Annotated in this window: 25 protein-coding genes; all 25 read left to right on the plus strand. The window is 42.3% G+C overall.

Annotated elements, in window-relative coordinates; all coding sequences use genetic code 11:
- Positions 1-73 precede the first annotated feature (73 nt).
- The 25 genes from sdaAB to sucC all read left to right on the plus strand — a co-directional run bounded on the left by sdaAB (position 74) and on the right by sucC (position 22,738).
- Positions 74-736 (plus strand): L-serine ammonia-lyase, iron-sulfur-dependent subunit beta, encoded by a 663-nt coding sequence (sdaAB, locus tag EDD69_RS06255; RefSeq protein ID WP_132948103.1) that lies wholly within the window; start codon positions 74-76, stop codon positions 734-736.
- 35 nt (positions 737-771) lie between these two features.
- Entirely contained in the window at positions 772-1,659 is an 888-nt protein-coding gene (gene sdaAA, locus EDD69_RS06260) for an L-serine ammonia-lyase, iron-sulfur-dependent, subunit alpha (RefSeq protein ID WP_132948104.1), read from the plus strand.
- Entirely contained in the window at positions 1,652-3,700 is a 2,049-nt protein-coding gene (gene recG / locus EDD69_RS06265; protein WP_132948105.1) for an ATP-dependent DNA helicase RecG, read from the plus strand. Before sdaAA ends, recG begins: the two co-directional genes overlap by 8 nt.
- Before the next feature lie 84 nt (positions 3,701-3,784).
- Positions 3,785-4,381, plus strand: a complete 597-nt coding sequence (fapR, locus tag EDD69_RS06270; RefSeq protein WP_132948106.1) for a transcription factor FapR — start codon at positions 3,785-3,787, stop codon at positions 4,379-4,381.
- Positions 4,365-5,357, plus strand: coding sequence for a phosphate acyltransferase PlsX (gene plsX, locus EDD69_RS06275; protein WP_132948107.1), 993 nt, complete (start codon positions 4,365-4,367; stop codon positions 5,355-5,357). The genes fapR and plsX overlap by 17 nt, the downstream gene beginning before the upstream one ends.
- Positions 5,358-5,371: 14 nt before the next feature.
- Positions 5,372-6,313, plus strand: a complete 942-nt coding sequence (gene fabD, locus EDD69_RS06280) for an ACP S-malonyltransferase (RefSeq protein ID WP_132948108.1) — start codon at positions 5,372-5,374, stop codon at positions 6,311-6,313.
- A 2-nt stretch (positions 6,314-6,315) separates the two neighbouring features.
- Complete coding sequence (gene fabG, locus EDD69_RS06285; RefSeq protein ID WP_132948109.1) at positions 6,316-7,053, plus strand: 3-oxoacyl-[acyl-carrier-protein] reductase; 738 nt, start codon at positions 6,316-6,318, stop codon at positions 7,051-7,053.
- A gap of 58 nt (positions 7,054-7,111) precedes the next feature.
- Positions 7,112-7,348, plus strand: coding sequence for an acyl carrier protein (acpP, locus tag EDD69_RS06290; protein WP_003394967.1), 237 nt, complete (start codon positions 7,112-7,114; stop codon positions 7,346-7,348).
- 73 nt (positions 7,349-7,421) lie between these two features.
- Positions 7,422-8,153: a ribonuclease III gene (gene rnc, locus EDD69_RS06295; protein WP_132948110.1), complete on the plus strand. Its 732-nt coding sequence runs from the start codon at positions 7,422-7,424 to the stop codon at positions 8,151-8,153.
- Positions 8,154-8,419: 266 nt separating this feature from the next.
- Positions 8,420-11,989 (plus strand): chromosome segregation protein SMC, encoded by a 3,570-nt coding sequence (smc, locus tag EDD69_RS06300; protein ID WP_132948111.1) that lies wholly within the window; start codon positions 8,420-8,422, stop codon positions 11,987-11,989.
- Positions 11,986-12,978 carry a signal recognition particle-docking protein FtsY gene (gene ftsY / locus EDD69_RS06305; RefSeq protein ID WP_132948112.1) on the plus strand — a complete coding sequence of 331 codons (993 nt, stop codon included), beginning with the start codon at positions 11,986-11,988 and terminating at the stop codon, positions 12,976-12,978. Before smc ends, ftsY begins: the two co-directional genes overlap by 4 nt.
- Before the next feature lie 86 nt (positions 12,979-13,064).
- Positions 13,065-13,397 (plus strand): putative DNA-binding protein, encoded by a 333-nt coding sequence (locus EDD69_RS06310; RefSeq protein WP_132948113.1) that lies wholly within the window; start codon positions 13,065-13,067, stop codon positions 13,395-13,397.
- Between the two features lie 13 nt (positions 13,398-13,410).
- The gene (gene ffh / locus EDD69_RS06315) at positions 13,411-14,751 is read left to right on the plus strand and encodes a signal recognition particle protein (RefSeq protein ID WP_132948114.1); all 1,341 of its coding nucleotides are present in this window, start codon (positions 13,411-13,413) and stop codon (positions 14,749-14,751) included.
- 102 nt (positions 14,752-14,853) lie between these two features.
- Entirely contained in the window at positions 14,854-15,126 is a 273-nt protein-coding gene (rpsP, locus tag EDD69_RS06320; protein WP_132948115.1) for a 30S ribosomal protein S16, read from the plus strand.
- A gap of 13 nt (positions 15,127-15,139) precedes the next feature.
- Positions 15,140-15,367, plus strand: coding sequence for a KH domain-containing protein (locus tag EDD69_RS06325; RefSeq protein WP_132948116.1), 228 nt, complete (start codon positions 15,140-15,142; stop codon positions 15,365-15,367).
- 48 nt (positions 15,368-15,415) lie between these two features.
- Positions 15,416-15,793: a YlqD family protein gene (locus tag EDD69_RS06330; protein WP_132948117.1), complete on the plus strand. Its 378-nt coding sequence runs from the start codon at positions 15,416-15,418 to the stop codon at positions 15,791-15,793.
- A gap of 15 nt (positions 15,794-15,808) precedes the next feature.
- The gene (rimM, locus tag EDD69_RS06335; protein ID WP_132948118.1) at positions 15,809-16,327 is read left to right on the plus strand and encodes a ribosome maturation factor RimM; all 519 of its coding nucleotides are present in this window, start codon (positions 15,809-15,811) and stop codon (positions 16,325-16,327) included.
- Positions 16,327-17,064: a tRNA (guanosine(37)-N1)-methyltransferase TrmD gene (gene trmD, locus EDD69_RS06340; RefSeq protein ID WP_132948119.1), complete on the plus strand. Its 738-nt coding sequence runs from the start codon at positions 16,327-16,329 to the stop codon at positions 17,062-17,064. The genes rimM and trmD overlap by 1 nt, the downstream gene beginning before the upstream one ends.
- Before the next feature lie 136 nt (positions 17,065-17,200).
- Entirely contained in the window at positions 17,201-17,545 is a 345-nt protein-coding gene (gene rplS, locus EDD69_RS06345) for a 50S ribosomal protein L19 (RefSeq protein ID WP_132948120.1), read from the plus strand.
- A gap of 117 nt (positions 17,546-17,662) precedes the next feature.
- Positions 17,663-18,217 (plus strand): signal peptidase I, encoded by a 555-nt coding sequence (lepB, locus tag EDD69_RS06350; protein ID WP_132948121.1) that lies wholly within the window; start codon positions 17,663-17,665, stop codon positions 18,215-18,217.
- 13 nt (positions 18,218-18,230) lie between these two features.
- Positions 18,231-19,085 (plus strand): ribosome biogenesis GTPase YlqF, encoded by an 855-nt coding sequence (ylqF, locus tag EDD69_RS06355; RefSeq protein WP_207893257.1) that lies wholly within the window; start codon positions 18,231-18,233, stop codon positions 19,083-19,085.
- A gap of 77 nt (positions 19,086-19,162) precedes the next feature.
- Complete coding sequence (locus tag EDD69_RS06360; protein ID WP_132948123.1) at positions 19,163-19,930, plus strand: ribonuclease HII; 768 nt, start codon at positions 19,163-19,165, stop codon at positions 19,928-19,930.
- A 20-nt stretch (positions 19,931-19,950) separates the two neighbouring features.
- Positions 19,951-21,198, plus strand: coding sequence for a hypothetical protein (locus EDD69_RS06365; RefSeq protein WP_132948124.1), 1,248 nt, complete (start codon positions 19,951-19,953; stop codon positions 21,196-21,198).
- Positions 21,195-21,461, plus strand: coding sequence for an EscU/YscU/HrcU family type III secretion system export apparatus switch protein (locus EDD69_RS06370; RefSeq protein WP_132948125.1), 267 nt, complete (start codon positions 21,195-21,197; stop codon positions 21,459-21,461). The genes EDD69_RS06365 and EDD69_RS06370 overlap by 4 nt, the downstream gene beginning before the upstream one ends.
- A 116-nt stretch (positions 21,462-21,577) precedes the next feature.
- Positions 21,578-22,738, plus strand: a complete 1,161-nt coding sequence (gene sucC / locus EDD69_RS06375; RefSeq protein ID WP_132948126.1) for an ADP-forming succinate--CoA ligase subunit beta — start codon at positions 21,578-21,580, stop codon at positions 22,736-22,738.
- Positions 22,739-22,753 lie beyond the last annotated feature (15 nt).

Below are 22,753 nucleotides of genomic sequence, written 5' to 3' on the forward strand. Positions count from 1 at the left end.
GAAAGTAGATTGGTAGAAGGGGAATTTCCCCTTCTATTTTAATGAATAAAGGCAATAAAGGGGAGAATAGGAAATGAAATATCGAAGCGTTTTTGACATTATCGGCCCCATTATGATCGGTCCATCTAGCTCGCACACAGGAGGAGCCGCACGCATCGGCAAAGTGGCGCGAAGCTTATTTGGCCGCAAACCAAAGTGGGCGCACATTTCTTTTTACGGATCGTTTGCTAAAACGTATAAAGGACATGGAACAGATGTGGCGATCGTTGGCGGTTTGCTTAATTTTGATACGTTTGATGAACGAATTAAAACATCATTGCAAATCGCAAAAGAAGAAGGGATTGACATTACTTTCCAAGAGGAAGAAGCGATTCCGAATCATCCAAATACGGCGCGCATTCGCCTTGGCGATGAAAAAGGAGAACTCGAACTGGTCGGCATTTCGATTGGCGGCGGAAAAATTGAAATTACCGAATTAAATGGGTTTGAACTAAAACTTTCAGGGCATCATCCAGCGCTTTTAGTTGTTCATAATGATCGGTACGGAGCGATTGCATCGGTTGCGAATGTGCTAGCAAAATATGCGATTAACATAGGCCATATGGAAGTATCTCGCAAAGAAAAAGGGAAACAAGCGCTAATGACGATTGAAGTGGATCAAAACATTGATTCATCGATTATTGATGAGTTGAAAACGTTACCTCACATTATTGAAGTAACGAAAATTATGGATTAATGCTGGCGTGCGGACCAACAAAGGGGGCAATGAACATGTTTCGAAATGTTGCACAATTAGTAGAAATAGCGGAAAAGGAAAACATTAAAATTGCTGAAGTCATGATTCGTCAAGAAATGGAAGTAACGGAACGAAGCCGTGCTGACGTGATGAAACAAATGGATCGTAACTTGCAAGTAATGGAACAAGCCGTTGCGAGAGGATTAGAAGGCGTATATTCCCACTCGGGGTTAACAGGGGGAGATGCCTTTCGTTTACAAGCATACATTCAAAAAGGAGCGTTTTTATCGGGTGAGACGATTTTAGATGCCGTGAGTAAAGCAATGGCGACAAATGAAGTAAACGCTGCGATGGGAACGATTTGCGCAACACCGACAGCCGGTTCGGCAGGAGTTGTACCCGGAACGTTATTTGCTGTAAAAGAAAAGTTAAACCCGACAAGAGAGCAAATGATTGAGTTTTTGTTTACAGCAGGAGCGTTTGGGCTTGTCGTCGCCAACAATGCTTCTATTTCTGGAGCGGCAGGAGGATGCCAAGCAGAGGTCGGATCGGCGGCTGGGATGGCAGCGGCTGCCCTTGTCGAATTGGCAGGAGGAACGCCGAGTCAAGCGGCCGAAGCGATGGCGATCGCGTTAAAAAATATGCTAGGATTAGTATGTGATCCAGTGGCGGGGCTTGTTGAAGTTCCGTGTGTGAAACGAAATGCCATTGGTGCGGCAAATGCGATGATCGCAGCGGATATGGCGCTTGCTGGAATTAAAAGCCGCATTCCTTGCGATGAAGTGATTGAAACGATGTTTCGTATTGGACAAACGATGCCAGTTGCATTAAAAGAAACCGCACAAGGAGGGTTAGCGGCGACGCCGACCGCTCGCCGACTAGAAGCGAGCATTTTCGGCAAGCCATTAAACAAAGGTGAGTAACGTTTTGCAACAATCGGTCATAGCGATTAAAGGAATTGGGGAAGAAACAGCTGAAGCGTTACGGGAGATGGGGATCGTTACGATTGAAGATTTATTGAACCATTTTCCGTTTCGCTACGAAGATTATCGTGTGTGCAACTTGGAAGAGGCCAAGCACGATGAGAAAATAACCGTAACAGGTAAAATTTATAGCGAGCCTTCCCTTACGTACTATAGCCGCAAGAAATCGCGGCTGGTGTTTCGCGTGTTGGTTGATCGCTATTTAATTACGGCTGTTTGCTTTAATCGACCTTATTTAAAGAATAAACTTTCTTTGCACGATACGATCACGATTACTGGGAAGTGGGATCAACATCGTCAAACGATCACCGTCCAAGAGTTAAAAATCGGGACGATGATCGCAAAAAAAGAAATCGAACCTGTTTATTCGACGCGCGGCGAAATAACGGTGAAAGGAATGAGAAGGTTTATTTCGCTGGCGTTGCAGCAATACAGCGATTCCATTGTTGATCCGCTTCCTTTATCGATTCGGCAAAAATATCGGTTGTTGTCGAAAAAAGAAGCGCTCCGTGCCATTCACTTGCCGCTTTCGCATGAACAACTCAAACAGGCGCGACGGCGGCTTGTTTATGAAGAATTTTTGCTATTTCAACTGAAAATGCAAGCATTGCGCAAATTTCAGCGAGAGCACTCAGCAGGTATTTCCCATTCTTTTTCGACAGAAAAGCTGCAAGCGTTTATTGATTCATTACCGTTTCCGTTAACGAATGCCCAAAAGCGGGTCGTGCATGAAATTCTTGAAGATATGAAATCTCCTTATCGAATGAACCGCCTTTTGCAGGGCGATGTCGGTTCGGGAAAAACGGTTGTTGCTGCTATTGTCCTTTATGCTGCTTATTTGTCAGGCTACCAAGGGGCATTGATGGTGCCGACCGAAATTTTAGCCGAGCAACACGCGCAATCATTAAAACAATTGCTGCAACCAATGAACGTGTCGGTAGAATTGTTAACAAGCTCGGTGAAAGGAAAAAAAAGAAAAGAACTGTTAGAACAGCTTGCTTCTGGATCTGTTGATATCGTCATTGGCACGCATGCGCTTATTCAAGACGATGTGAATTTTCACAAGCTTGGTCTCGTGATTACCGATGAACAACATCGGTTTGGCGTAGAACAGCGCCGGATTTTGCGGGAAAAAGGGCAATCGCCGGATGTGCTGTTTATGACGGCAACACCCATTCCGCGGACGTTGGCGATTACCGTATTTGGAGAAATGGACGTTTCGATCATCGATGAGATGCCAAAAGGACGCAAAAAAATTGAAACATATTGGGTTAAACATGATATGCTTGAACGCGTGCTTAACTTCATCGCCAAAGAAGTGGAAAAGGGAAGACAAGCATACGTCATCTGTCCGCTTATTGAAGAATCAGAAAAGTTAGACGTCCAAAACGCCATTGATGTTCATAGCATGTTGACTCATTATTACAAAGGAAAGTATCGAATTGGTCTTATGCACGGACGTCTTTCCGCAGAAGAGAAGGAACGAGTGATGAGGGCGTTCAGTGCGAATGAAATCCAAATTTTAGTATCGACCACGGTCGTTGAAGTTGGAGTGAATGTGCCGAATGCAACCGTGATGGTCATTTATGATGCGGATCGCTTTGGATTGGCGCAGCTTCACCAGCTGCGCGGCCGGGTCGGACGCGGAAGTGAGCAATCCTACTGTATTTTAGTAGCGGATCCAAAGTCCGAAACAGGAAAAGAGCGAATGCGAATTATGACGGAAACGAATGATGGATTTGTGTTGTCTGAAAAAGATTTGCAGCTGCGAGGTCCAGGAGACTTTTTCGGAACAAAACAAAGCGGAATGCCTGAATTCCGTCTTGGTGATGTTGTCCATGATTATCGCATTTTAGAAGTGGCGCGTGATGATGCAGCCAAGCTCATTCAATCGACTGCTTTTTGGCGGGATGATGAATATGCGCTATTGCGCAGTTATCTAGAGCAATCAGGCGTTTTGCATGGAGAAAAATTAGATTAAAGAAGAATTTTATCTTGAAATCTAGCTTTTATAATTATATACTACTATTAGTACCTAGTAATAAAACTGGATGGTGGATCGATAATGAGACGAAACAAACGTGAACGGCAAAGATTGTTGCAAGAGACCATTGAAGAAAATCCATTCATTACAGATGAAGAGCTAGCGGAAAAGTTTTCTGTCAGCATTCAAACGATCCGCCTTGATCGCCTTGAATTATCGATACCAGAACTTCGCGAACGAATTAAAAACGTCGCGAAGCAAACGTTCGCTGATAAGGTCAAATCTTTGCCGATTGAAGAAGTGATTGGAGAAATTATTGACATTCAACCCGATGATAGCGCAATTTCGATTTTTGATGTTAAAAAAGAACATGTGTTTAAACGCAATCAAATTGCGCGTGGTCATCATTTGTTTGCACAAGCCAACTCGCTAGCGGTTGCTGTGATCAATGATGAGTTAGCGCTAACAGCGAAAGCGAACATTCGCTTTATGCGCCCTGTAAAAGAAGGAGAAAGGGTCGTAGCAAAAGCGAAAGTGAAAAAACTGAATGAAAATGGTCGAACGATTGTTGAAGTAAACAGTTATGTCGGACAAGAACTTGTCTTTTTCGGAGAATTCCATATGTATCGTTCAAACGTAGCAAAAAAGGGTGAAGGCAACGATGAAAATAGCAATTGATGCCATGGGAGGAGATCACGCACCAAAAGAGGTTGTGATCGGAGCACAAAAAGCGATCGAACAATTTCCTGATATCGAAATTACACTCATTGGTCATGAACAACAAATTCGCTCATTTTTAACAAAAGATGAGCGAATCAACATTGTACATACAGAAGAAGTCATTGAAGCAACAGACGAACCTGTTCGCGCAGTGCGCCGAAAAAAAAATTCGTCCATGGTTTTAATGGCAAAAGAAGTGAGTGAAGGACGAGCTGATGCTTGTATTTCTGCAGGAAATACAGGAGCTTTAATGGCCGCAGGGCTTTTCATCGTCGGCAGAATTGAAGGGATTGACCGTCCAGCCTTAGCTCCAACATTGCCAACGGTGGGAGGAGAAGGATTTTTATTGTTAGATGTCGGTGCGAATGTCGATGCGCGTCCTGAACATTTGTTGCAATACGCGCTCATGGGAGCTGTTTATGCTGAGCGTGTTCGCCATATTTCCAATCCGCGCGTGGCCCTTTTAAATGTTGGGACAGAAGATCAAAAAGGGAATGAATTAGCAAAAAAAGCGTTCCAATTAATCAAATCGTCCTCTCTCAATTTTATCGGCAATGTTGAAGCGCGTGATTTGTTAGAAGGAGTTGCCGATGTCGTTGTGACGGATGGTTTTACAGGAAACGTTGCTTTAAAAACGATTGAAGGAACAGCGATTTCGCTTTTTGCGATGTTAAAGTCCGCGCTTACGAGCCGTTGGACGAGCAAAATCGCTGCCTCCATGTTAAAGCCGCAATTAATCGAGTTGAAGAAAAAAATGGACTACTCTGAATACGGGGGAGCGGCTCTTTTTGGATTAAAGGCTCCTGTCATTAAAGCGCACGGCTCTTCCGATGCTCATGCTATTTTTCATGCGGTTCGTCAAGCAAGAGAAATGGTGGCGAAAGATGTGGCCTTGACGATTAAACAATCGTTAGAACGGATGGCGAATGAATAAAAAGAGGTGAAATGATGGGGAAAACGGCATTTATTTTTCCAGGACAAGGTTCGCAAACGGTCGGAATGGGAAAAGAATTTGCACAGAAAGATGAAAAAGTGGCTTCATTTTTCAAAAAAGCAGATGAGCGATTAGGGTTTTCGCTATCAACGATTATTTTTGAAGGGCCGCAAGAAACATTAACGAGAACAGAAAATGCTCAACCAGCGCTATTGACCATGAGTATCGCTTTGTTTGAAAAAGTAAAAGAAGCTGGCTTCGTCCCTGATTATGTCGCCGGGCATAGCTTAGGTGAATATAGCGCATTGGTTGCAGCTTCCGTACTTTCGTTTGAAGATGCCGTTTATGTCGTACGAAAGCGCGGTGAATTGATGGAAGAAGCGGTTCCTGCAGGGGAAGGAACGATGGCGGCAGTGCTCGGAATGGATGAACCACTTCTTGCTTCGATCGTTGCAAAAGCAGCAAAGGAAGTGGCGCCTGTGCAGCTTGCAAATTTAAATTGTCCAGGACAAATTGTCATTTCTGGTGCGAAACAAGGGGTTGAGTATGCTGCAAAGCTCGCAAAGGAGCAGGGAGCAAAGCGCGTCATTCCGCTTGAAGTAAGCGGGCCTTTTCATTCGAGCTTAATGAAGCCAGCAGCGGATCGCTTAGCGCAAGTGCTTAATGAAGTTCGCATGCATGATAGCAGCATCCCAATCATTTCAAACGTAACAGCCCAACCGATGATCAAAAAAGAAGAAATAAAAGAAAAGCTGATTGAACAATTATTTTCTCCTGTTCGTTGGGAGCAATCCGTGCAAACGATGATCGAACTTGGTGTTGATACATTCGTGGAAATCGGTCCTGGAAAAGTATTGAGCGGTCTTGTCAAAAAAATAAACCGCAACGTTCGCGTCTATGCCATCCATGACGAGGTCTCACTTGCGACAACGATTGCGGCTTTAAAGGAGGAGTAAAAATGGAAGGGAAAGTAGCGATTGTGACAGGGGCGTCGCGCGGGATTGGGCGTGCGATTGCGCTGGAGTTAGCGCGTCGTGGAGCCAAGGTAGCGGTCAATTATGCAGGAAGTGAAGCGAAGGCAAATGAAGTGGTCGCTGAAATTATCGAAAACGGCGGCGAAGCGTTTGCGATTCAGGCAGATGTTTCAAAAAGCGATGCGGTGGAAAACATGGTAAAAGAAGTATTGGAACGTTACGGCCGCATCGACATTTTAGTGAACAATGCGGGAATTACGCGCGACAACTTGTTAATGCGCATGAAGGAAGAAGAATGGGATGAAGTGTTAAACATTAATTTAAAAGGGGTTTTTAACTGCACAAAAGCGGTTGCGCGCCCGATGATGAAACAACGTTACGGCCGCATCGTCAACATCGCTTCGATTGTCGGGGTAAGCGGCAATGCTGGACAAGCAAACTACGTTGCGGCGAAGGCGGGTGTGATCGGTTTAACGAAAACGGCTGCAAAGGAATTGGCAAGCCGAAATATTACGGTGAACGCCGTTGCCCCTGGGTTTATTACAACGGATATGACCGATCAGCTAAGTGAGGAAGTGCGCACGGAGATGTTAAAACATATTCCGCTTGCTCGCTTCGGAAAGCCTGAAGATATTGCCCATGTCGTTGCTTTCCTTGTCTCCGACGGCGCAAGTTACATGACAGGGCAAACCATCCATGTGGATGGCGGCATGGTGATGTAAAAATCCGTTTTATTTTCCACTAGAATTCAGTATAATGTCTTGAGGGGAGGTGAGCAAAATGGCAGATGTATTAGAGCGCGTAACGAAAATTATCGTTGACCGCTTAGGCGTTGAAGAGTCACAAGTGACGCTTGAATCTTCATTTAAAGAAGATTTAGGTGCAGACTCTTTAGATGTTGTTGAGCTTGTTATGGAATTGGAAGACGAGTTTGATATGGAAATTTCAGACGAAGAGGCGGAGAAAATTGTAACAGTTGGTGATGCAGTCAACTACATAAAAAGCCGCCTATCATAAATAATAGAAAAGTCCCGTTCGTTAGCGGGGCTTTCTATGCTTTTTTATGTTGACAGTGGAGGGTTTTTTATTTATGTCGAAGCAACGACCAATTGGAAACATCAATACAAAATTCAAACAATTTCAAGAAAAAATCGGCATTACATTTCGAAATGAAAAATTGCTGATCCAGGCTTTTACCCATTCATCATATGTGAATGAGCATCGTAAAAGACCGCATGAAGATAATGAACGGCTCGAGTTTTTGGGAGATGCCGTGTTGGAACTCACGATTTCACAATATTTGTTTGAAAAATTTCCGCAGATGAGTGAAGGAGAATTAACAAAGTTGCGCGCTGCCATTGTTTGTGAACCTTCCCTTGTCACGTTTGCTCACTCCCTTTCCTTTGGAGAACTTGTATTGCTCGGTAAAGGTGAAGAAATGACAGGCGGACGAATGCGTCCTTCTCTTCTAGCTGATGTGTTCGAGGCGTTTGTTGGTGCCCTTTATTTAGATCAAGGGATGGATGCGGTTGTAAAATTTTTGGAAAAAACGATTTTTCCAAAAATTAATGAAGGTGCTTTTTCTCATGTGATGGATTACAAAAGCCAATTACAAGAATTGGTTCAACGCGACGGAAGCGGGGTTTTGGAATATAAAATTTTACAAGAAAAAGGTCCTGCTCATAATAAAGAGTTTGTCTCCCGCGTATCGTTAAACGGTCAAGAGCTCGGAATTGGGGTTGGCAAATCGAAAAAAGAAGCAGAACAACGTGCGGCGCAAATGGCATTAGAAAAATTAAAAACCGTTAACAGCGGCGACTGAGATCATTTTCTGCCAAATTTTTCGGCAGACTGTGGCAAAAAATCAGAGGAGAAAGAATCTCCCACAAAAACTTGACACAAACGATAGAGGCTGGCTCCTTGAGTCAGCCCTCTATTATGTTACAATTATCTTATCTTTCCATAGGCGGCAAGTGAAAAGCCGCGTCATGACTCAAGAGGCTGATTCCGAATATGAAACGCATTTTTTCTGATTTTATTTTCGCGCAGTACATAGTTGAAAACTTTTAAGTATAAAGGGGGATATATGTGTTCCTCAAACGATTAGATATCATTGGTTTTAAATCATTTGCCGATCGCGTTTCGATCGATTTTGTCCCTGGAGTGACGGCAGTCGTCGGGCCGAACGGAAGCGGAAAAAGCAATATTACCGATGCGATTCGTTGGGTGTTAGGAGAACAATCAGCGAAATCGCTACGCGGTACCAAAATGGAAGACATTATTTTTTCTGGCAGTGACTCGCGCAAACCGTTGAATGTAGCGGAAGTAACGCTTACGCTTGACAACGAAGACCAATTTTTGCCGCTCGAATACCAAGAAATTAGCATTACGCGACGTGTTTATCGTTCAGGCGAAAGCGAATTTTTTATTAATAAACAGCCATGCCGGTTAAAAGATATTGTTGATCTATTTATGGACTCAGGGCTCGGTCGTGAAGCCTTTTCGATCATTAGCCAAGGGAAAGTAGAAGAAATTCTTAGCAGCAAAGCAGAAGACCGCCGAACGATTTTTGAAGAAGCGGCAGGCGTTTTAAAATATAAAGTGCGCAAAAAGAAGGCTGAACATAAATTAAGCGAAACGGAAGATAATTTGCAGCGTGTAAACGACATTTTGCATGAATTAGAACAGCAGCTAGAGCCATTAAAAATACAAGCTTCGATCGCGAAAGATTATCTTGAGAAGCGAGAAGAATTAGAGAAATATGAAGTGGCTTTAATCGTGCATGAAATTGAACAATTACATAAACAATGGGAAGCCTTAAAGGAACAATTTGCGCAACATAAACAACAAGAAATGCAACTTTCGACACATCTTCAAAAAGAAGAGGCGAAAATTGAACAATTGCGCAATGAAATTGCTGCGCTAGATGAATCGATTGATGGTTTGCAACAAGTGCTATTGATTGCAAGTGAAGAACTGGAAAAGCTAGAAGGAAAGAAAGAAGTATTTAAAGAGCGCAAAAAAAATGCAGCGAAGCAACAAGAACAAATGAACCAAAAAATTCAACAGTTGCTTGAGCGAGAAAAAACATTGAAAGCAGCCGAGCAAAAAGAACAAAACATGCTCGAGCAACTAAAAAAAGAAATTGCATCGCTACAAGCAGCGCTCAAGGAAAAAAATACAGCGCTTTCTTTATATGGTTTGCAGCTTGATGAACAAATTGAACAATTAAAAAGTGAATACATTGAGCTTGTTCATCAGCAAGCCTCTTTAAAAAACGAACGAACTCATTTACAGGCGCAGCTTGCTAAGCTCGAAACAAGAAAGAAAGAACTAGCTGTTACAAATCAAAAACAGATTGATGAACGCGAGCGGATCCAAGCACAAAATCAAGAGAAGAAAAGGATCATTGAACAACTTGAACGAGAGATAGAACAAAACGAGAAGGCGCTTCGTAAGCAGGAGGAGAAGCTAGAGCAGCGCAAAGAGCATTATCGCCAAAAAGAAGCGATGCTTTATGAGGCTTATCAATATCTTCAACAAACAAAATCGCGCAAAGAAATGCTTGAAGCGATGCAACAAGACTATTCTGGCTTTTTTCAAGGGGTTAAAGAAGTATTAAAAGCCAAGGATCGCCTCAAAGGAATTAAAGGAGCTGTTGTTGAGCTCATTCAAGCTCCGAAAGAGTTGGAAACCGCGATTGAGGTAGCGCTTGGAAGCGCCGCTCAGCACGTAGTTGTTGCGGACGAAGAAAGCGCTCGAGAAGCGATTCGATATTTAAAGCAGCACGCTTACGGGAGAGCGACATTTTTACCATTGACCGTTATGCAGCCGAAACGAATTCCATCAGAACATCTCTCTTTATTAGAGCGCCATCCCGCTTACGTTGGAATCGCTGCCAATTTAATTTCGTATGATGCCGCATACGAAAATATTATGATGAATGTACTCGGAACGGTCATCATTACAAAAGATTTAAAAAGCGCAAATGAATTAGCCCGTTTATCGCAATATCGCTATCGTTTTGTTACTCTTGAAGGAGATGTAGTCAATCCAGGTGGAGCGATGACGGGGGGAGCGATCACGAAACAAGCAAGCTCCTTGCTTAGCAGAGCGCGCGAACTTGAAAAGGTGACCGAAAAATGGCGCCAGATGGAAGAGAAAACAAATCAACTGGAACGATATTTACAAAACGAAAAACAAGCGATTTATGACGAAGAGAAGGCGCTTCTCTCTCAGCGTGAACAACTCGATGAGCTGCGTTTTACGTTGCAAGAGCGAAAAAGCGAGTTAAGAGAAATTGAGCTGCATGAACAAAATATTAATGAACGATTGGCTGTGTATGATCACGAAAAAGAAGCGCTCGAGCAGGAGATGAAAGAAATCCAGACACGTTTAAAAGAAGTGGACGAAAAAATTTCTGCTTTACAAAATCAATTAACAGAAATTGATGAACAAGTGCAAAAGTGGACGGAACAAAAAAATGTTGAACAAGTGTCAAAAGAGCGAATTCAAGAAGAAATCACCGCTTTGAAAGTGTCTCTAGCCGAAAAACAAGAACAGTTGAGAAACCAACAGGAACAAATCGAGCGGATGGCAAAGGAATATGCTGAAACAAAACGAGAGCGAATGAACATCCAACATGAGCTTGAACGGTTAATGAGCGAAATGAGCGAACATGATCGAGATGAAGAACAACTAGAACAGTTGCGGCAACAAAGGCTGCAAGATAAAAATGAAACGGTTCAACTGATCGCAAGCAGACGTGAGCAACGATTCGATTATCAAGCGAAATTGGAGCATCTCGAAAAAGAAACGAAAGAGTTAAAGAGACAATATAAACAATTAATCGATGCTCTCAAAGATGAAGAGGTGCGATTAACTCGTACAGATGTGGAACTCGATCATTTATTATCCCGACTTCGAGAAGAATATGCGCTTTCGTTTGAAGCGGCGAAAGAAAAGTTTCCACTTTCTGTTTCTGTTGATGAAGCAAGAAAAAAAGTAAAGCTTATTAAATTAGCGATCGAGGATCTGGGGACGGTAAACTTAGGAGCGATTGAAGAGTACGAACGCATTTCTGAACGACATCGCTTTTTAACGGAGCAAAAAAGCGATTTGCAGCAGGCGAAAGAAACGCTTTATCAAGTGATCGATGAAATGGATGAAGAAATGAAAAAACGCTTTGCGACCACCTTCCAGCAAATTCGCAAACAATTTGCTTCCGTTTTTACAGAGTTATTCGGTGGCGGAAAAGCCGATTTACAATTGACCAATCCAAACGATTTATTAAATACGGGTGTCGATATCGTGGCACAGCCTCCGGGAAAAAAATTGCAACATTTAAGCTTGCTGTCCGGCGGAGAGCGGGCGTTAACAGCCATTGCCCTTCTTTTTGCCATTTTAAAAGTGAGACCCGTTCCGTTTTGTGTGCTCGACGAAGTGGAAGCGGCGCTTGATGAAGCGAACGTCCAGCGATATGCGAAGTATTTAAAAAGCTTCAGCGCCCAGACGCAGTTTATCGTTATTACGCATCGAAAAGGAACGATGGAGGAAGCGGATGTCCTTTATGGAGTGACGATGCAAGAATCAGGGGTTTCCAAACTTGTTTCCGTTCGCTTAGAAGAAGCAATAAAAAGAAAGGAAGGATCACGATGAGCTTTTTTAAAAAGTTGAAAGAAAAAATCACCAAACAGGCCGATACGGTAACAGAAAAGTTTAAACGAGGATTGGAGAAAACGCGAAATTCATTTTCGGAAAAAGTAAATGACTTAATAGCTCGTTACCGGAAAGTGGACGAGGAATTTTTCGAGGAGTTGGAAGAGATTTTAATTAGCGCTGATGTCGGTGTTGCTACGGTGATGGAGCTGATTGATGAATTGAAAATGGAAGTGAAGCGGCGCAACATTCAAGATCCGCAGCAAATGTATAGCGTGATTTCAGAAAAGCTTGTTGATATTTATCGTGGTGGCGATGAACAGCCGACAGCGCTTAACATTCAACCGAATGGATTGACGGTTATTTTATTTGTTGGTGTAAACGGTGTCGGAAAAACAACAACGATTGGGAAGTTAGCGTATAAATTAAAAAATGAAGGCAAAACGGTTATGCTTGCGGCTGGAGATACGTTCCGTGCGGGAGCGATCGAGCAATTGGAAGTGTGGGGAGAACGAGTCGGCGTTGAAGTGATTAAACAATCAGCCGGATCGGATCCTGCTGCGGTGATGTATGATGCCATTCAAGCAGCAAAAGCGCGCAACATTGATGTGCTGTTATGCGACACAGCTGGACGATTGCAAAATAAAGTAAACTTAATGAAAGAATTGGAGAAAGTAAAGCGGGTCATTGAACGCGAAATTCCTGGCGCGCCGCATGAAGTGTTGCTCGTCTTGGATGCAACTACAGGACAAAACGCCATGAGTCAGGCGAAAACGTTTAAAGAAGTGACAAACGTGACCGGAATTGTATTAACAAAGCTGGATGGAACGGCAAAAGGCGGCATCGTCCTCGCCATTCGGAACGAGCTAAACATTCCTGTCAAACTCGTCGGTTTAGGAGAAAAAATGGATGATTTAGAAGAATTTAATCCAGAGCAATATGTTTATGGATTGTTTGCTTCATTTGTTGAGAGAGAGGAATCAATGTAAGGAGAAAAAACTTGACAGTCTAAGAGAAAAAAGATAGACTGGAAACATGTAAAGGCGTTTCACTTAACAACGTTGGAGGGAGTTCGATGCTGGAAAAAACAACGAGAATGAACTATTTATATGATTTTTATCAATCGTTGTTAACACCGAAACAACGTAATTATATGTCCCTTTACTATTTAGACGATTACTCCCTCGGTGAAATCGCCGAAGAGTATGACGTAAGCCGCCAAGCGGTTTATGATAACATTAAGCGAACGGAAGCGATGTTGGAAGATTACGAACAAAAATTATTGTTGTTTGATAAATTTCAAAAACGACAAAAATTATTGCAAAAGTTAAAAGAGCGCATTGAACAATGTTGTGGAAAAGACGAGGAGCTTTTCATGCTTATTGAGGAGCTCGAGAAATTAGAGTAGGGAGCGGTAGAGCATGGCATTTGAAGGATTGGCCGACCGTCTGCAACATGTCATGAATAAAATTCGTGGCAAAGGCAAAGTCACGGAAGCTGATGTAAAAGAAATGATGCGTGAAGTCCGTCTAGCGCTTTTAGAGGCGGATGTCAATTTTAAAGTCGTGAAAGATTTCGTTAAGCGAGTAAGTGAACGCGCTGTTGGGCAAGAAGTGATGAAAAGTTTAACGCCTGGACAGCAAGTTATTAAAGTGGTAAAAGAAGAGTTAACCGCCCTCATGGGTGGAGAACAAAGCAAGATCGCTGTATCCAACCGCCCGCCGACCGTCGTGATGATGGTTGGATTACAAGGGGCCGGGAAAACGACGACGACGGGGAAGCTAGCGAATCTTCTTCGCAAAAAATATAATCGCAAGCCGCTGTTAGTGGCGGCAGATATTTATCGTCCAGCGGCGATCAAGCAGTTAGAAACGTTAGGAAAACAACTAAACATGCCTGTTTTTTCATTGGGTGATCAAGTAAGTCCTGTCGAAATTGCAAAGCAAGCGCTTGAGAAAGCGAAAGAAGAGCATTATGACTATGTCCTCATCGATACAGCAGGCCGGCTTCATATCGATGAAGCATTGATGGACGAACTAAAGCAAATAAAAGAAGTGACAAAACCGGATGAAATTTTTCTCGTTGTCGATGCGATGACAGGACAAGATGCCGTCAATGTCGCTCAAAGCTTTAATGAGCAACTCGGCTTAACCGGAGTCATTTTAACAAAACTAGACGGTGATACGCGCGGAGGCGCGGCATTATCGATTAAAGCGGTCACCAATACTCCAATTAAGTTCGTCGGAATGGGTGAAAAGCTCGATGCGCTTGAACCGTTCCATCCTGAACGAATGGCATCGCGTATTTTAGGCATGGGCGATGTGCTCACGCTTATTGAAAAAGCCCAAGCTGCTGTAGATGAGGAAAAAGCGAAAGAGCTTGAACAAAAAATGCGGACGATGTCGTTTACGCTTGACGATTTTTTAGAACAGCTTGGTCAAGTGCGAAAAATGGGTCCGCTCGATGAATTGCTTAAAATGCTTCCAGGCGCCAATAAAATTAAAGGATTAAATAATATCCAAATAGATGAAAAGCAAATTGGTCGTGTTGAAGCGATCATTCGCTCCATGACGAAAGAAGAAAAAATGAATCCAGAAATTATTAACGCAAGCCGAAAAAAGAGGATTGCGAAAGGGAGCGGTACATCCGTTCAAGAGGTTAATCGCTTATTGAAACAGTTTGAAGAAATGAAAAAAATGATGAAAATGATGACGACGATGACAAAAGGAAAGAAACGGGGCTTTCGCTTCCCGTTTATGTAAATAAAATAAAAATGTAAGGTGTTAAGAAAAAACACTTTACAAACAAAATGATTATTGTTAATATACTATCTTGTGTGAAATATTTTCGGAGGTGCTTAAACAATGGCAGTAAGAATTCGTTTAAAACGTATGGGTGCAAAGAAATCCCCATTCTATCGTATCGTTGTTGCAGACTCTCGTTCTCCACGTGACGGTCGTTTCATTGAAACAATCGGTACGTACAATCCGTTAACAGAGCCAGCAGAAATCAACATTAACGAAGAGCTCGCATTAAAATGGTTGCAAAATGGTGCAAAACCATCTGACACAGTGCGCAACCTCTTCTCTAAACAAGGAATTTTAGAGAAATTCCATAACTTAAAATACGGAAAGTAATAGTTGAACATCCATGAAAGCGTTAATTGAAACGATTGTCCGGTCGCTTGTCGATCGTCCAGAATGCGTCGTTGTTCGTGAAGTGACGGAAGGAAAAACGCTGACGTACATTCTTTCTGTTCACCACGAGGATATGGGCAAAGTGATTGGAAAGAATGGACGAATTATTCATGCGATTCGCGCAGTTGCTCAAGCAGCTGCCAAACAATCCAAGCGCGTCGAAGTGCGCGTTGAAGAGTAAGGGCGAGGGAGAACCTCCCCTTTTTTTCATTCGAAGGGCGGTGGGGGCATGAAAATCATTCAAACCGTTGAAGTCAAACAGAAATTGACCGCAAAAAGTAAAGAAAAGCTACTCCAGAAGTTTTCCGCAGAAAAACAACAGCTACAGCGAGAGTGTGAACAGCTTCTTTTTGAGTTGAAACGGCTAGAAAAAACGAAAAAATTTTCTCCTTTACGTTTAAAAGAACATTTCGATAAGGAAATCGAGCAGCGACGTCAAAAAATCAAACTGCTTGATTTTCAAATCGAACAATTGCACATATTACCGTTAGGAAGCGAATTAAAAGAACAAGAAGTTCAAGCGATTATTGAAGTGAAAGAAGGGGATCGTTGGGAATTGGCAAGAGCCATCATCATTGAAGATGGAATTGTCAAAGAAATTCGTTGAAAAGGGGTGATCGTCATGACTAAATGGTTTAACGTCGGAAAAATTGTCAATACGCACGGAATTCGCGGTGAAGTTCGCGTCATTTCGCGTACCGATTTTGCGAATGAACGCTATAAAGTCGGCAATACTCTTTATATTTTCATGGAAAATGCCGATGCTCCGATTGAAGTAAAAGTGGCGAGACATCGTGTTCACAAATCGTTTGATTTGCTCACGTTTGAAGGATACGACAATATTAATTTAGTTGAGAAGTTTAAAGGAGCGATGATTAAAATTCCGGAAAGCCAACTGCAGCCTTTAAATGAGGGAGAATATTACTTTCATGAAATTATCGGTTGCACCGTTATCACGGAAGAAGGAGAAATCATCGGTCAAGTAAAAGAAATTTTAACGCCTGGTGCAAACGATGTATGGGTCGTCAAAAGAAAAAATGGAAAAGATGTCCTCATTCCGTATATTGATGACATTGTAAAAGCTGTCGATGTCCCAGAAAAAAAGATTACGATTCATCCGATGGAAGGATTGCTTGAATGATGAAAATTGACGTCCTTACTTTATTTCCTAACATGTTTAGCGGCGTGCTCAATGAATCGATTTTAAAAAAAGCGCAAGAGAAACAAGCTGTCACCTTTAACATCGTAAATTTCCGACAATTTGCTGATAATAAGCATCAAACGGTCGATGATTATCCGTACGGTGGCGGAGCCGGGATGGTTTTAAAGCCGCAACCGATTTTTGATGCAGTAGCTCATTTAACGAAAGAATGCGAACATCAGCCGCGAATCATTTTACTTTGCCCGCAAGGAGAACGATATACGCAAAAAAAGGCGGAAGAATTAGCGAAAGAAAATCACCTTATTTTCATTTGTGGGCATTATGAAGGATATGATGAACGCATTCGCGAACATTTAGTGACAGACGAAATATCGATCGGCGATTACGTTTTAACAGGCGGTGAACTGGCGGCAATGGTTGTGATCGACAGCGTTGTTCGCCTGTTGCCAGGAGTGCTTGGAAACGAAGCTTCTCCTGTACTTGACTCATTCAGTTCCGGCTTGCTGGAACATCCTCATTATACACGGCCAGCCGATTTTCGCGGCTTAAAAGTACCTGATGTTCTTTTGTCGGGAAATCACCGTTTAATTGAAGAATGGCGCCAAAAAGAATCGCTGAGACGAACGTTTTTGCGCCGCCCGGATCTTCTTGAGAATTACGAGCTCACGGATCAACAAAAAAAATGGCTAGAAGAATTCAAAAAAAACGAACGGTAACTATTGCATACGGTACATCTTTATGTTAGTATAATCTTTGTGACTTAGGTCGTGTGCTTAAGTCTTTTAAAACGATGTTCCGCTGCTATGGCTAACAAACATAGGCATGAGCATCTGTTGGAAGGAGATGAATACGATGCATCACTTGATTCAGGAGATTACAAAAGAACAATTAAGAACAGATCTTCCTGATTTCCGCCCTGGCGACACGGTTCGCGTACACGTTAAAGTTGTTGAAGGTAACCGTGAACGTATCCAGGTGTTTGAGGGAGTCGTCATTAAGCGTCGTGGTGCTGGAATTAGCGAAACATTTACAGTTCGTAAAGTATCTTACGGCGTAGGTGTTGAGCGTACATTCCCAGTACACACGCCAAAAATTGCGAAGTTAGAAGTAGTACGTCGCGGTAAAGTTCGTCGTGCAAAACTTTACTACTTGCGTCAACTTCGCGGTAAAGCAGCACGCATCAAAGAAGTTCGCTAAAGAAAAGAAAGGTGTAAGCGCAAAGCTTACACCCGTGTATAGCAACCAACGAGGGAGCTTGGCAACCAAGCTCCTTTTTCATAAGTCATGATAAGAAAATGTATAGGTGGGAGTAGGATGGCAAAACAAAAAAATGAAGCGCTAGAGTGGTTGAAAGCGATTTTAATTGCCATTGCTTTAGCTGGTGGCATTCGTTATTTCATTTTCGCGCCGATCATTGTTGAAGGGATGTCCATGATGCCGACCCTTCATGACCAAGATCGCATGATCGTCAATAAACTAGCCTACAAAATTGGTGAACCGAAACGATTTGATATTGTTGTTTTTCATGCTGAAGAAGGGAAAGACTATATTAAACGCGTGATCGGTTTACCTGGAGATCGGATTGAATATAAAAACGATACGCTTTACATAAATGGAAAGGCCTATGAAGAGCCTTATTTGGAAGAATATAAAAAACAAGTGATTGACGGTCCGCTCACGGAGCCGTTTACTCTTGAAGAAATTACGGGCGGGCAAGCAACGGTTCCAAAAGGCCATTTGTTTGTAATGGGAGATAATCGCCGTTACAGCAAAGATAGTCGACATATCGGTTTTATTCCGATGGAGAAAGTCGTAGGAAAGACAAGTATTGTATATTGGCCGCTTTCTGATGCCCGCATCGTAAAATAAAAGGATCAAGTAGGTGGCAATGATGACAATTCAATGGTTTCCTGGTCATATGGCGAAAGCGAAGCGGGAAGTGACCGAAAAGCTAAAATTAATTGATATCGTTTTTGAGTTAGTCGATGCTCGCATTCCGATCTCATCACGAAACCCGCTCATCGATGAAATTGTTGCCAATAAGCCGCGAATCATTCTCTTAAATAAAGCGGATATGGCTGATCCGGATATTACGAAACAATGGGTTGCTTTTTTTGAAAAACAAAATGTATTGGCGCTTGCCATTGATTCGCAAACAGGTACAGGTGTCAAACAAATCGTGACATTGACGAAAGAGTTATTGCGTCCAAAGTTTGAAAAAATGATTGCAAAAGGAATTAAAAAACCACGAGCGATGCGCGCGCTCATTATCGGCATTCCGAACGTTGGAAAATCAACGCTTATCAATCGTCTAGCAGGAAAACATATCGCCAAAACAGGGGATATTCCTGGCGTTACGAAAGCGCAACAATGGATTAAAGTTGGGAAAGAGTTAGAGTTGTTAGATACACCAGGTATTTTATGGCCGAAATTTGAAGATGAAGAAGTCGGTTTAAAACTAGCGACAACGGGAGCCATTAAAGATACGATTTTAAATTTACAAGATGTTGCCGTTTATGCTCTTAAATTTTTGGCAACTTATTATCCTGAACGGTTAAAAGAACGCTATTCGCTCGTAGAAATTCCAGAAGATATCGTTGCTTTGTTCGACGAAATTGGCAAAAAACGGGGCTGTTTAGCTTCTGGCGGTCTCATTGATTACGATAAAGTAGCAGAGCTCGTTTTGCGCGATATACGTACAGAAAAGCTAGGTCGTCTTAGCTTTGAACGACCATAAGAAAAAAGGTTCGCTAGTGAATGCGAACCTTTATTATTTTTTAAAATCGGTCGATATATAAAGTAAGGAGTGGGAAGATGAAACGAACGGTCGAAGAAGTGAAACACTTATTGCAAATCATCGATGATGAAAATGACGAGCGATTTCAAGAAATCATGAAAGATGAACGAAAAAGCGTCCAACAGCTTGTGCAGCGTTGGTATAAGCAAAAAGAAAAAGAGAAACGAGAACAGCAGCGGTTTAGCGAGATGTTACGCCATGAAAAAAGCTTATATGCACAAGGAATTCGTTACATTGCAGGCGTTGATGAAGTCGGCCGAGGTCCTTTAGCCGGCCCTGTCGTTGCGGCGGCAGTTATTTTGCCTTCTGACGTTTATTTGCCGGGATTAAACGATTCAAAAAAACTATCTGAGTCAAAGCGAGAGGAGCTTTTTGAACAAATTCAGGACGTCGCTTTGGCCATTGGCGTTGGCGTCGTTAGCGCAAAAGAAATTGATGAAATCAATATTTATGAAGCGACGAAAAAAGCGATGATGAAGGCAGTAAACAAACTGGCGATTCAACCGGATCATTTGCTTATCGATGCGATGCAACTCCCCCTTTTGATTCCCCAAACGTCGATCATTAAAGGGGATGCGAATAGCGTTTCTATTGCCGCAAGTTCAATCATCGCGAAAGTGACTCGTGATCGAATGATGAAAAAGCTCGGTGAACAATATCCGAATTACGGTTTTGAAAAACATATGGGATATGGGACGAAAGAACATCTTCAGGCGATTGAAACATATGGAGTTACTCCGGAACATCGCAAGTCGTTTGCCCCGGTTCGCGAAATGATCAAATAAGGGGAAAGGTTGAGAAATCGATGAATGTTCAACTTTTGCAAACATTATTAGAGCAGCTTCCGCCCTCCCTAAAAAAAGAATGGTCGCTTCGAAACGGTCAAACGGTTTATGGGAAGGTAGAAAAATTGTTTCCAAACGATATGGCGCTCGTCCAAATTGGCGGCCGCTCGCTTGTTGCTGAGTTAAAAGCTCCTGTAACAAGTGGAGAGCACTACTGGTTTCAAGTGGTTGCAACAGGAGAAAACATTCAATTAAAAATGATCGAGCGCTCCTTCAACGCAAATCAACCGCTAGATGAAACAAAGCTCATTGAACAGCTGCGTTTGCCAAATTCTAAACATGTGCGGGAACTGTTGAAATTTTTAATAAAGGAATCGCTTCCGATTGTGAAAGAGGACGTGCTTAAGGCGGCGGAATGGTTAAAAACAGCGGATTTGAAAACAGGGCTACAAGCCATTCGGTGGATGTATACAAACAATCTTCCATTTACGAACGATGTGTTTCAAGCGATGATCGCTTTTCAAAACGAAAAGCCCTTTCATGAGCAATTAAATCAGCTTCAATCTTCTCTTGCAAAAGCGATCGCGAACATGCCTGAAAAAGAAGGGGCGTTATTCCAATTGCATTCTTTTTTGCGTGATTGGCCATCGGTTTCTGATTTTTCTCCTTCCGAGCTGGCAAAGATGTTCAAAAAAATGATTCAATGGCTTGGATTGCAACATGAGGCGAAAAGCGAGCCATTAACAGATGAGACTAAGGAGCAGCTAAAATCGCTTTTAATCAAGGCATTGCAGGAATGTCCTGAACAAGAGACAAAGAAAGAAATGGCAAACGTACTGCATCGCTTAACGGCACAGCAACTGTTTTCACATGACCAAGGACCGATCCAACAAATTTTTACGCAATTTCCGCTTTTGCTTGGAAAACATTGGACGGATGTTACGATTCAATGGCGTGGAAAAAAAGAAAAAAACGGAAAACTAGACACGGATTATTGCCGCATTCTTTTTTATTTAACATTAGAAACGTTAAAAGAAACGGTGATCGATGTTCAAATTCAACAAAGAATCGTGCAAATTTCAATCGTGAATGATACGCCAAACTTGCAACAAGCCATTTCTTCTTTTCAACCGTTGTTGAAAAAAAATTTAGCGGATCACCACTATACTCTGTCATCTATTAAGGTGATTCCGACAGCCAAAAAACAAAACGAGCGTTTAGCACCGATAGAGCCATCCTCTTACAAAGGAGTCGATTATCGCGTATGAAACGAAAACGTGCCGTTGCGCTGACGTATAATCAACTTGAACATGCCGCTCCCATTGTTGTGGCAAAAGGAGAAGGACATGTTGCTGACAAAATCATTGAAAAAGCGAAACAACATCAAGTGCCGATTTATGAAGATCCAACGTTAGCCGAGATGCTCGGTCAATTAGAATTGAATGAAATGATTCCTGAGGAATTATATCAAGTTGTCGCGGAAGTATTTGCGTTTATTTATCAACTCGAAAAGCAAATCGAGAAGCAATAAATTACTCTCTTTTCTTTTTTCATTGAATTTTCTGTCTAAATGGTAGACAACTTGCAAAGTATCATTATACAATGAAAGCGCTAGTATTTTTATTTTTATACATAGGAGGATGGGATATGAATATTCATGAGTATCAAGGGAAAGAAATCCTCAGAAGTTACGGAGTTAGCGTGCCGAACGGCCGCGTTGCTTTTACGGTTGAAGAAGCGGTCGAAGCAGCAAAGGAACTTGGCAGCAACGTCTGCGTTGTGAAAGCACAAATTCACGCAGGTGGCCGCGGTAAAGCGGGAGGAGTAAAAGTTGCCAAGAGCTTAGAGGAAGTTCGTACATACGCAAGCGAGCTATTAGGGAAAAAGCTTGTCACTCACCAAACTGGCCCTGAAGGAAAAGAAGTAAAACGCCTTCTCATCGAAGAAGGATGCGATATTAAAAAAGAATACTATATTGGTTTAGTCGTAGACCGCGCTACTTCTCGCGTTGTGTTAATGGGTTCTGAAGAAGGCGGCACGGAAATTGAAGAAGTGGCAGCGAAAACGCCTGAAAAAATTTTTAAAGAATACATCGATCCTGCTGTTGGCTTACAAGCGTTCCAAGCTCGCCGCATGGCGTTTAACATCAATATTCCAAAAGAGCTTGTGAACCAAGCGGTTAAATTTATGATGGGATTATATCAAGTGTTTGTTGACAAAGATTGCTCCATCGCTGAGATTAACCCGCTTGTTGTTACAGGAGACGGAAAAGTGATGGCGTTAGATGCGAAGTTAAACTTTGATTCGAACGCATTGTATCGCCATAAAGAATTGCTTGAATATCGCGATTTAGATGAGGAAGATCCAAAAGAAATCGAAGCTTCTAAATATGATTTAAACTATATTTCGCTTGATGGCAATATCGGCTGCATGGTGAACGGCGCCGGTCTTGCGATGGCGACCATGGATATTATTAAATACTATGGCGGTGAACCAGCAAACTTCTTAGACGTCGGCGGCGGCGCGACGACAGAAAAAGTAACAGAAGCGTTTAAAATTATCCTTTCTGATCCGAAAGTAAAAGGAATTTTCGTCAACATTTTCGGTGGAATTATGAAATGTGATGTCATTGCAACAGGAATTGTTGAAGCGACAAAACAAGTTGGATTAAATCTTCCGCTTGTTGTTCGCCTTGAAGGAACAAATGTAGAATTAGGCAAAAAAATTCTTGAAGAATCTGGATTAAATATTACAGCAGCTGAATCGATGGCCGATGGCGCCCAAAAAATTGTTTCTTTAGTAAGCTAATGGAAGGGATGGGAG

Source organism: Thermolongibacillus altinsuensis (genome assembly GCF_004341205.1).
Classification (GTDB): Bacteria; Bacillota; Bacilli; order Bacillales; family Anoxybacillaceae; genus Thermolongibacillus; species Thermolongibacillus altinsuensis.

Excerpts from the sequence above, each read along its gene's own strand:
- sdaAB (WP_132948103.1), top strand. The coding sequence starts at position 74 with ATGAAATATCGAAGCGTTTTTGACATTATCGGCCCCATTATGATCGGT.
- sdaAA (WP_132948104.1), top strand. The coding sequence starts at position 772 with ATGTTTCGAAATGTTGCACAATTAGTAGAAATAGCGGAAAAGGAAAAC.
- fapR (WP_132948106.1), top strand. The coding sequence starts at position 3,785 with ATGAGACGAAACAAACGTGAACGGCAAAGATTGTTGCAAGAGACCATT.
- plsX (WP_132948107.1), top strand. The coding sequence starts at position 4,365 with ATGAAAATAGCAATTGATGCCATGGGAGGAGATCACGCACCAAAAGAG.
- fabD (WP_132948108.1), top strand. The coding sequence starts at position 5,372 with ATGGGGAAAACGGCATTTATTTTTCCAGGACAAGGTTCGCAAACGGTC.
- fabG (WP_132948109.1), top strand. The coding sequence starts at position 6,316 with ATGGAAGGGAAAGTAGCGATTGTGACAGGGGCGTCGCGCGGGATTGGG.
- acpP (WP_003394967.1), top strand. The coding sequence starts at position 7,112 with ATGGCAGATGTATTAGAGCGCGTAACGAAAATTATCGTTGACCGCTTA.
- rnc (WP_132948110.1), top strand. The coding sequence starts at position 7,422 with ATGTCGAAGCAACGACCAATTGGAAACATCAATACAAAATTCAAACAA.
- ftsY (WP_132948112.1), top strand. The coding sequence starts at position 11,986 with ATGAGCTTTTTTAAAAAGTTGAAAGAAAAAATCACCAAACAGGCCGAT.
- EDD69_RS06310 (WP_132948113.1), top strand. The coding sequence starts at position 13,065 with ATGCTGGAAAAAACAACGAGAATGAACTATTTATATGATTTTTATCAA.
- ffh (WP_132948114.1), top strand. The coding sequence starts at position 13,411 with ATGGCATTTGAAGGATTGGCCGACCGTCTGCAACATGTCATGAATAAA.
- rpsP (WP_132948115.1), top strand. The coding sequence starts at position 14,854 with ATGGCAGTAAGAATTCGTTTAAAACGTATGGGTGCAAAGAAATCCCCA.
- EDD69_RS06325 (WP_132948116.1), top strand. The coding sequence starts at position 15,140 with ATGAAAGCGTTAATTGAAACGATTGTCCGGTCGCTTGTCGATCGTCCA.
- EDD69_RS06330 (WP_132948117.1), top strand. The coding sequence starts at position 15,416 with ATGAAAATCATTCAAACCGTTGAAGTCAAACAGAAATTGACCGCAAAA.
- rimM (WP_132948118.1), top strand. The coding sequence starts at position 15,809 with ATGACTAAATGGTTTAACGTCGGAAAAATTGTCAATACGCACGGAATT.
- trmD (WP_132948119.1), top strand. The coding sequence starts at position 16,327 with ATGAAAATTGACGTCCTTACTTTATTTCCTAACATGTTTAGCGGCGTG.
- rplS (WP_132948120.1), top strand. The coding sequence starts at position 17,201 with ATGCATCACTTGATTCAGGAGATTACAAAAGAACAATTAAGAACAGAT.
- lepB (WP_132948121.1), top strand. The coding sequence starts at position 17,663 with ATGGCAAAACAAAAAAATGAAGCGCTAGAGTGGTTGAAAGCGATTTTA.
- EDD69_RS06360 (WP_132948123.1), top strand. The coding sequence starts at position 19,163 with ATGAAACGAACGGTCGAAGAAGTGAAACACTTATTGCAAATCATCGAT.
- EDD69_RS06365 (WP_132948124.1), top strand. The coding sequence starts at position 19,951 with ATGAATGTTCAACTTTTGCAAACATTATTAGAGCAGCTTCCGCCCTCC.
- EDD69_RS06370 (WP_132948125.1), top strand. The coding sequence starts at position 21,195 with ATGAAACGAAAACGTGCCGTTGCGCTGACGTATAATCAACTTGAACAT.
- sucC (WP_132948126.1), top strand. The coding sequence starts at position 21,578 with ATGAATATTCATGAGTATCAAGGGAAAGAAATCCTCAGAAGTTACGGA.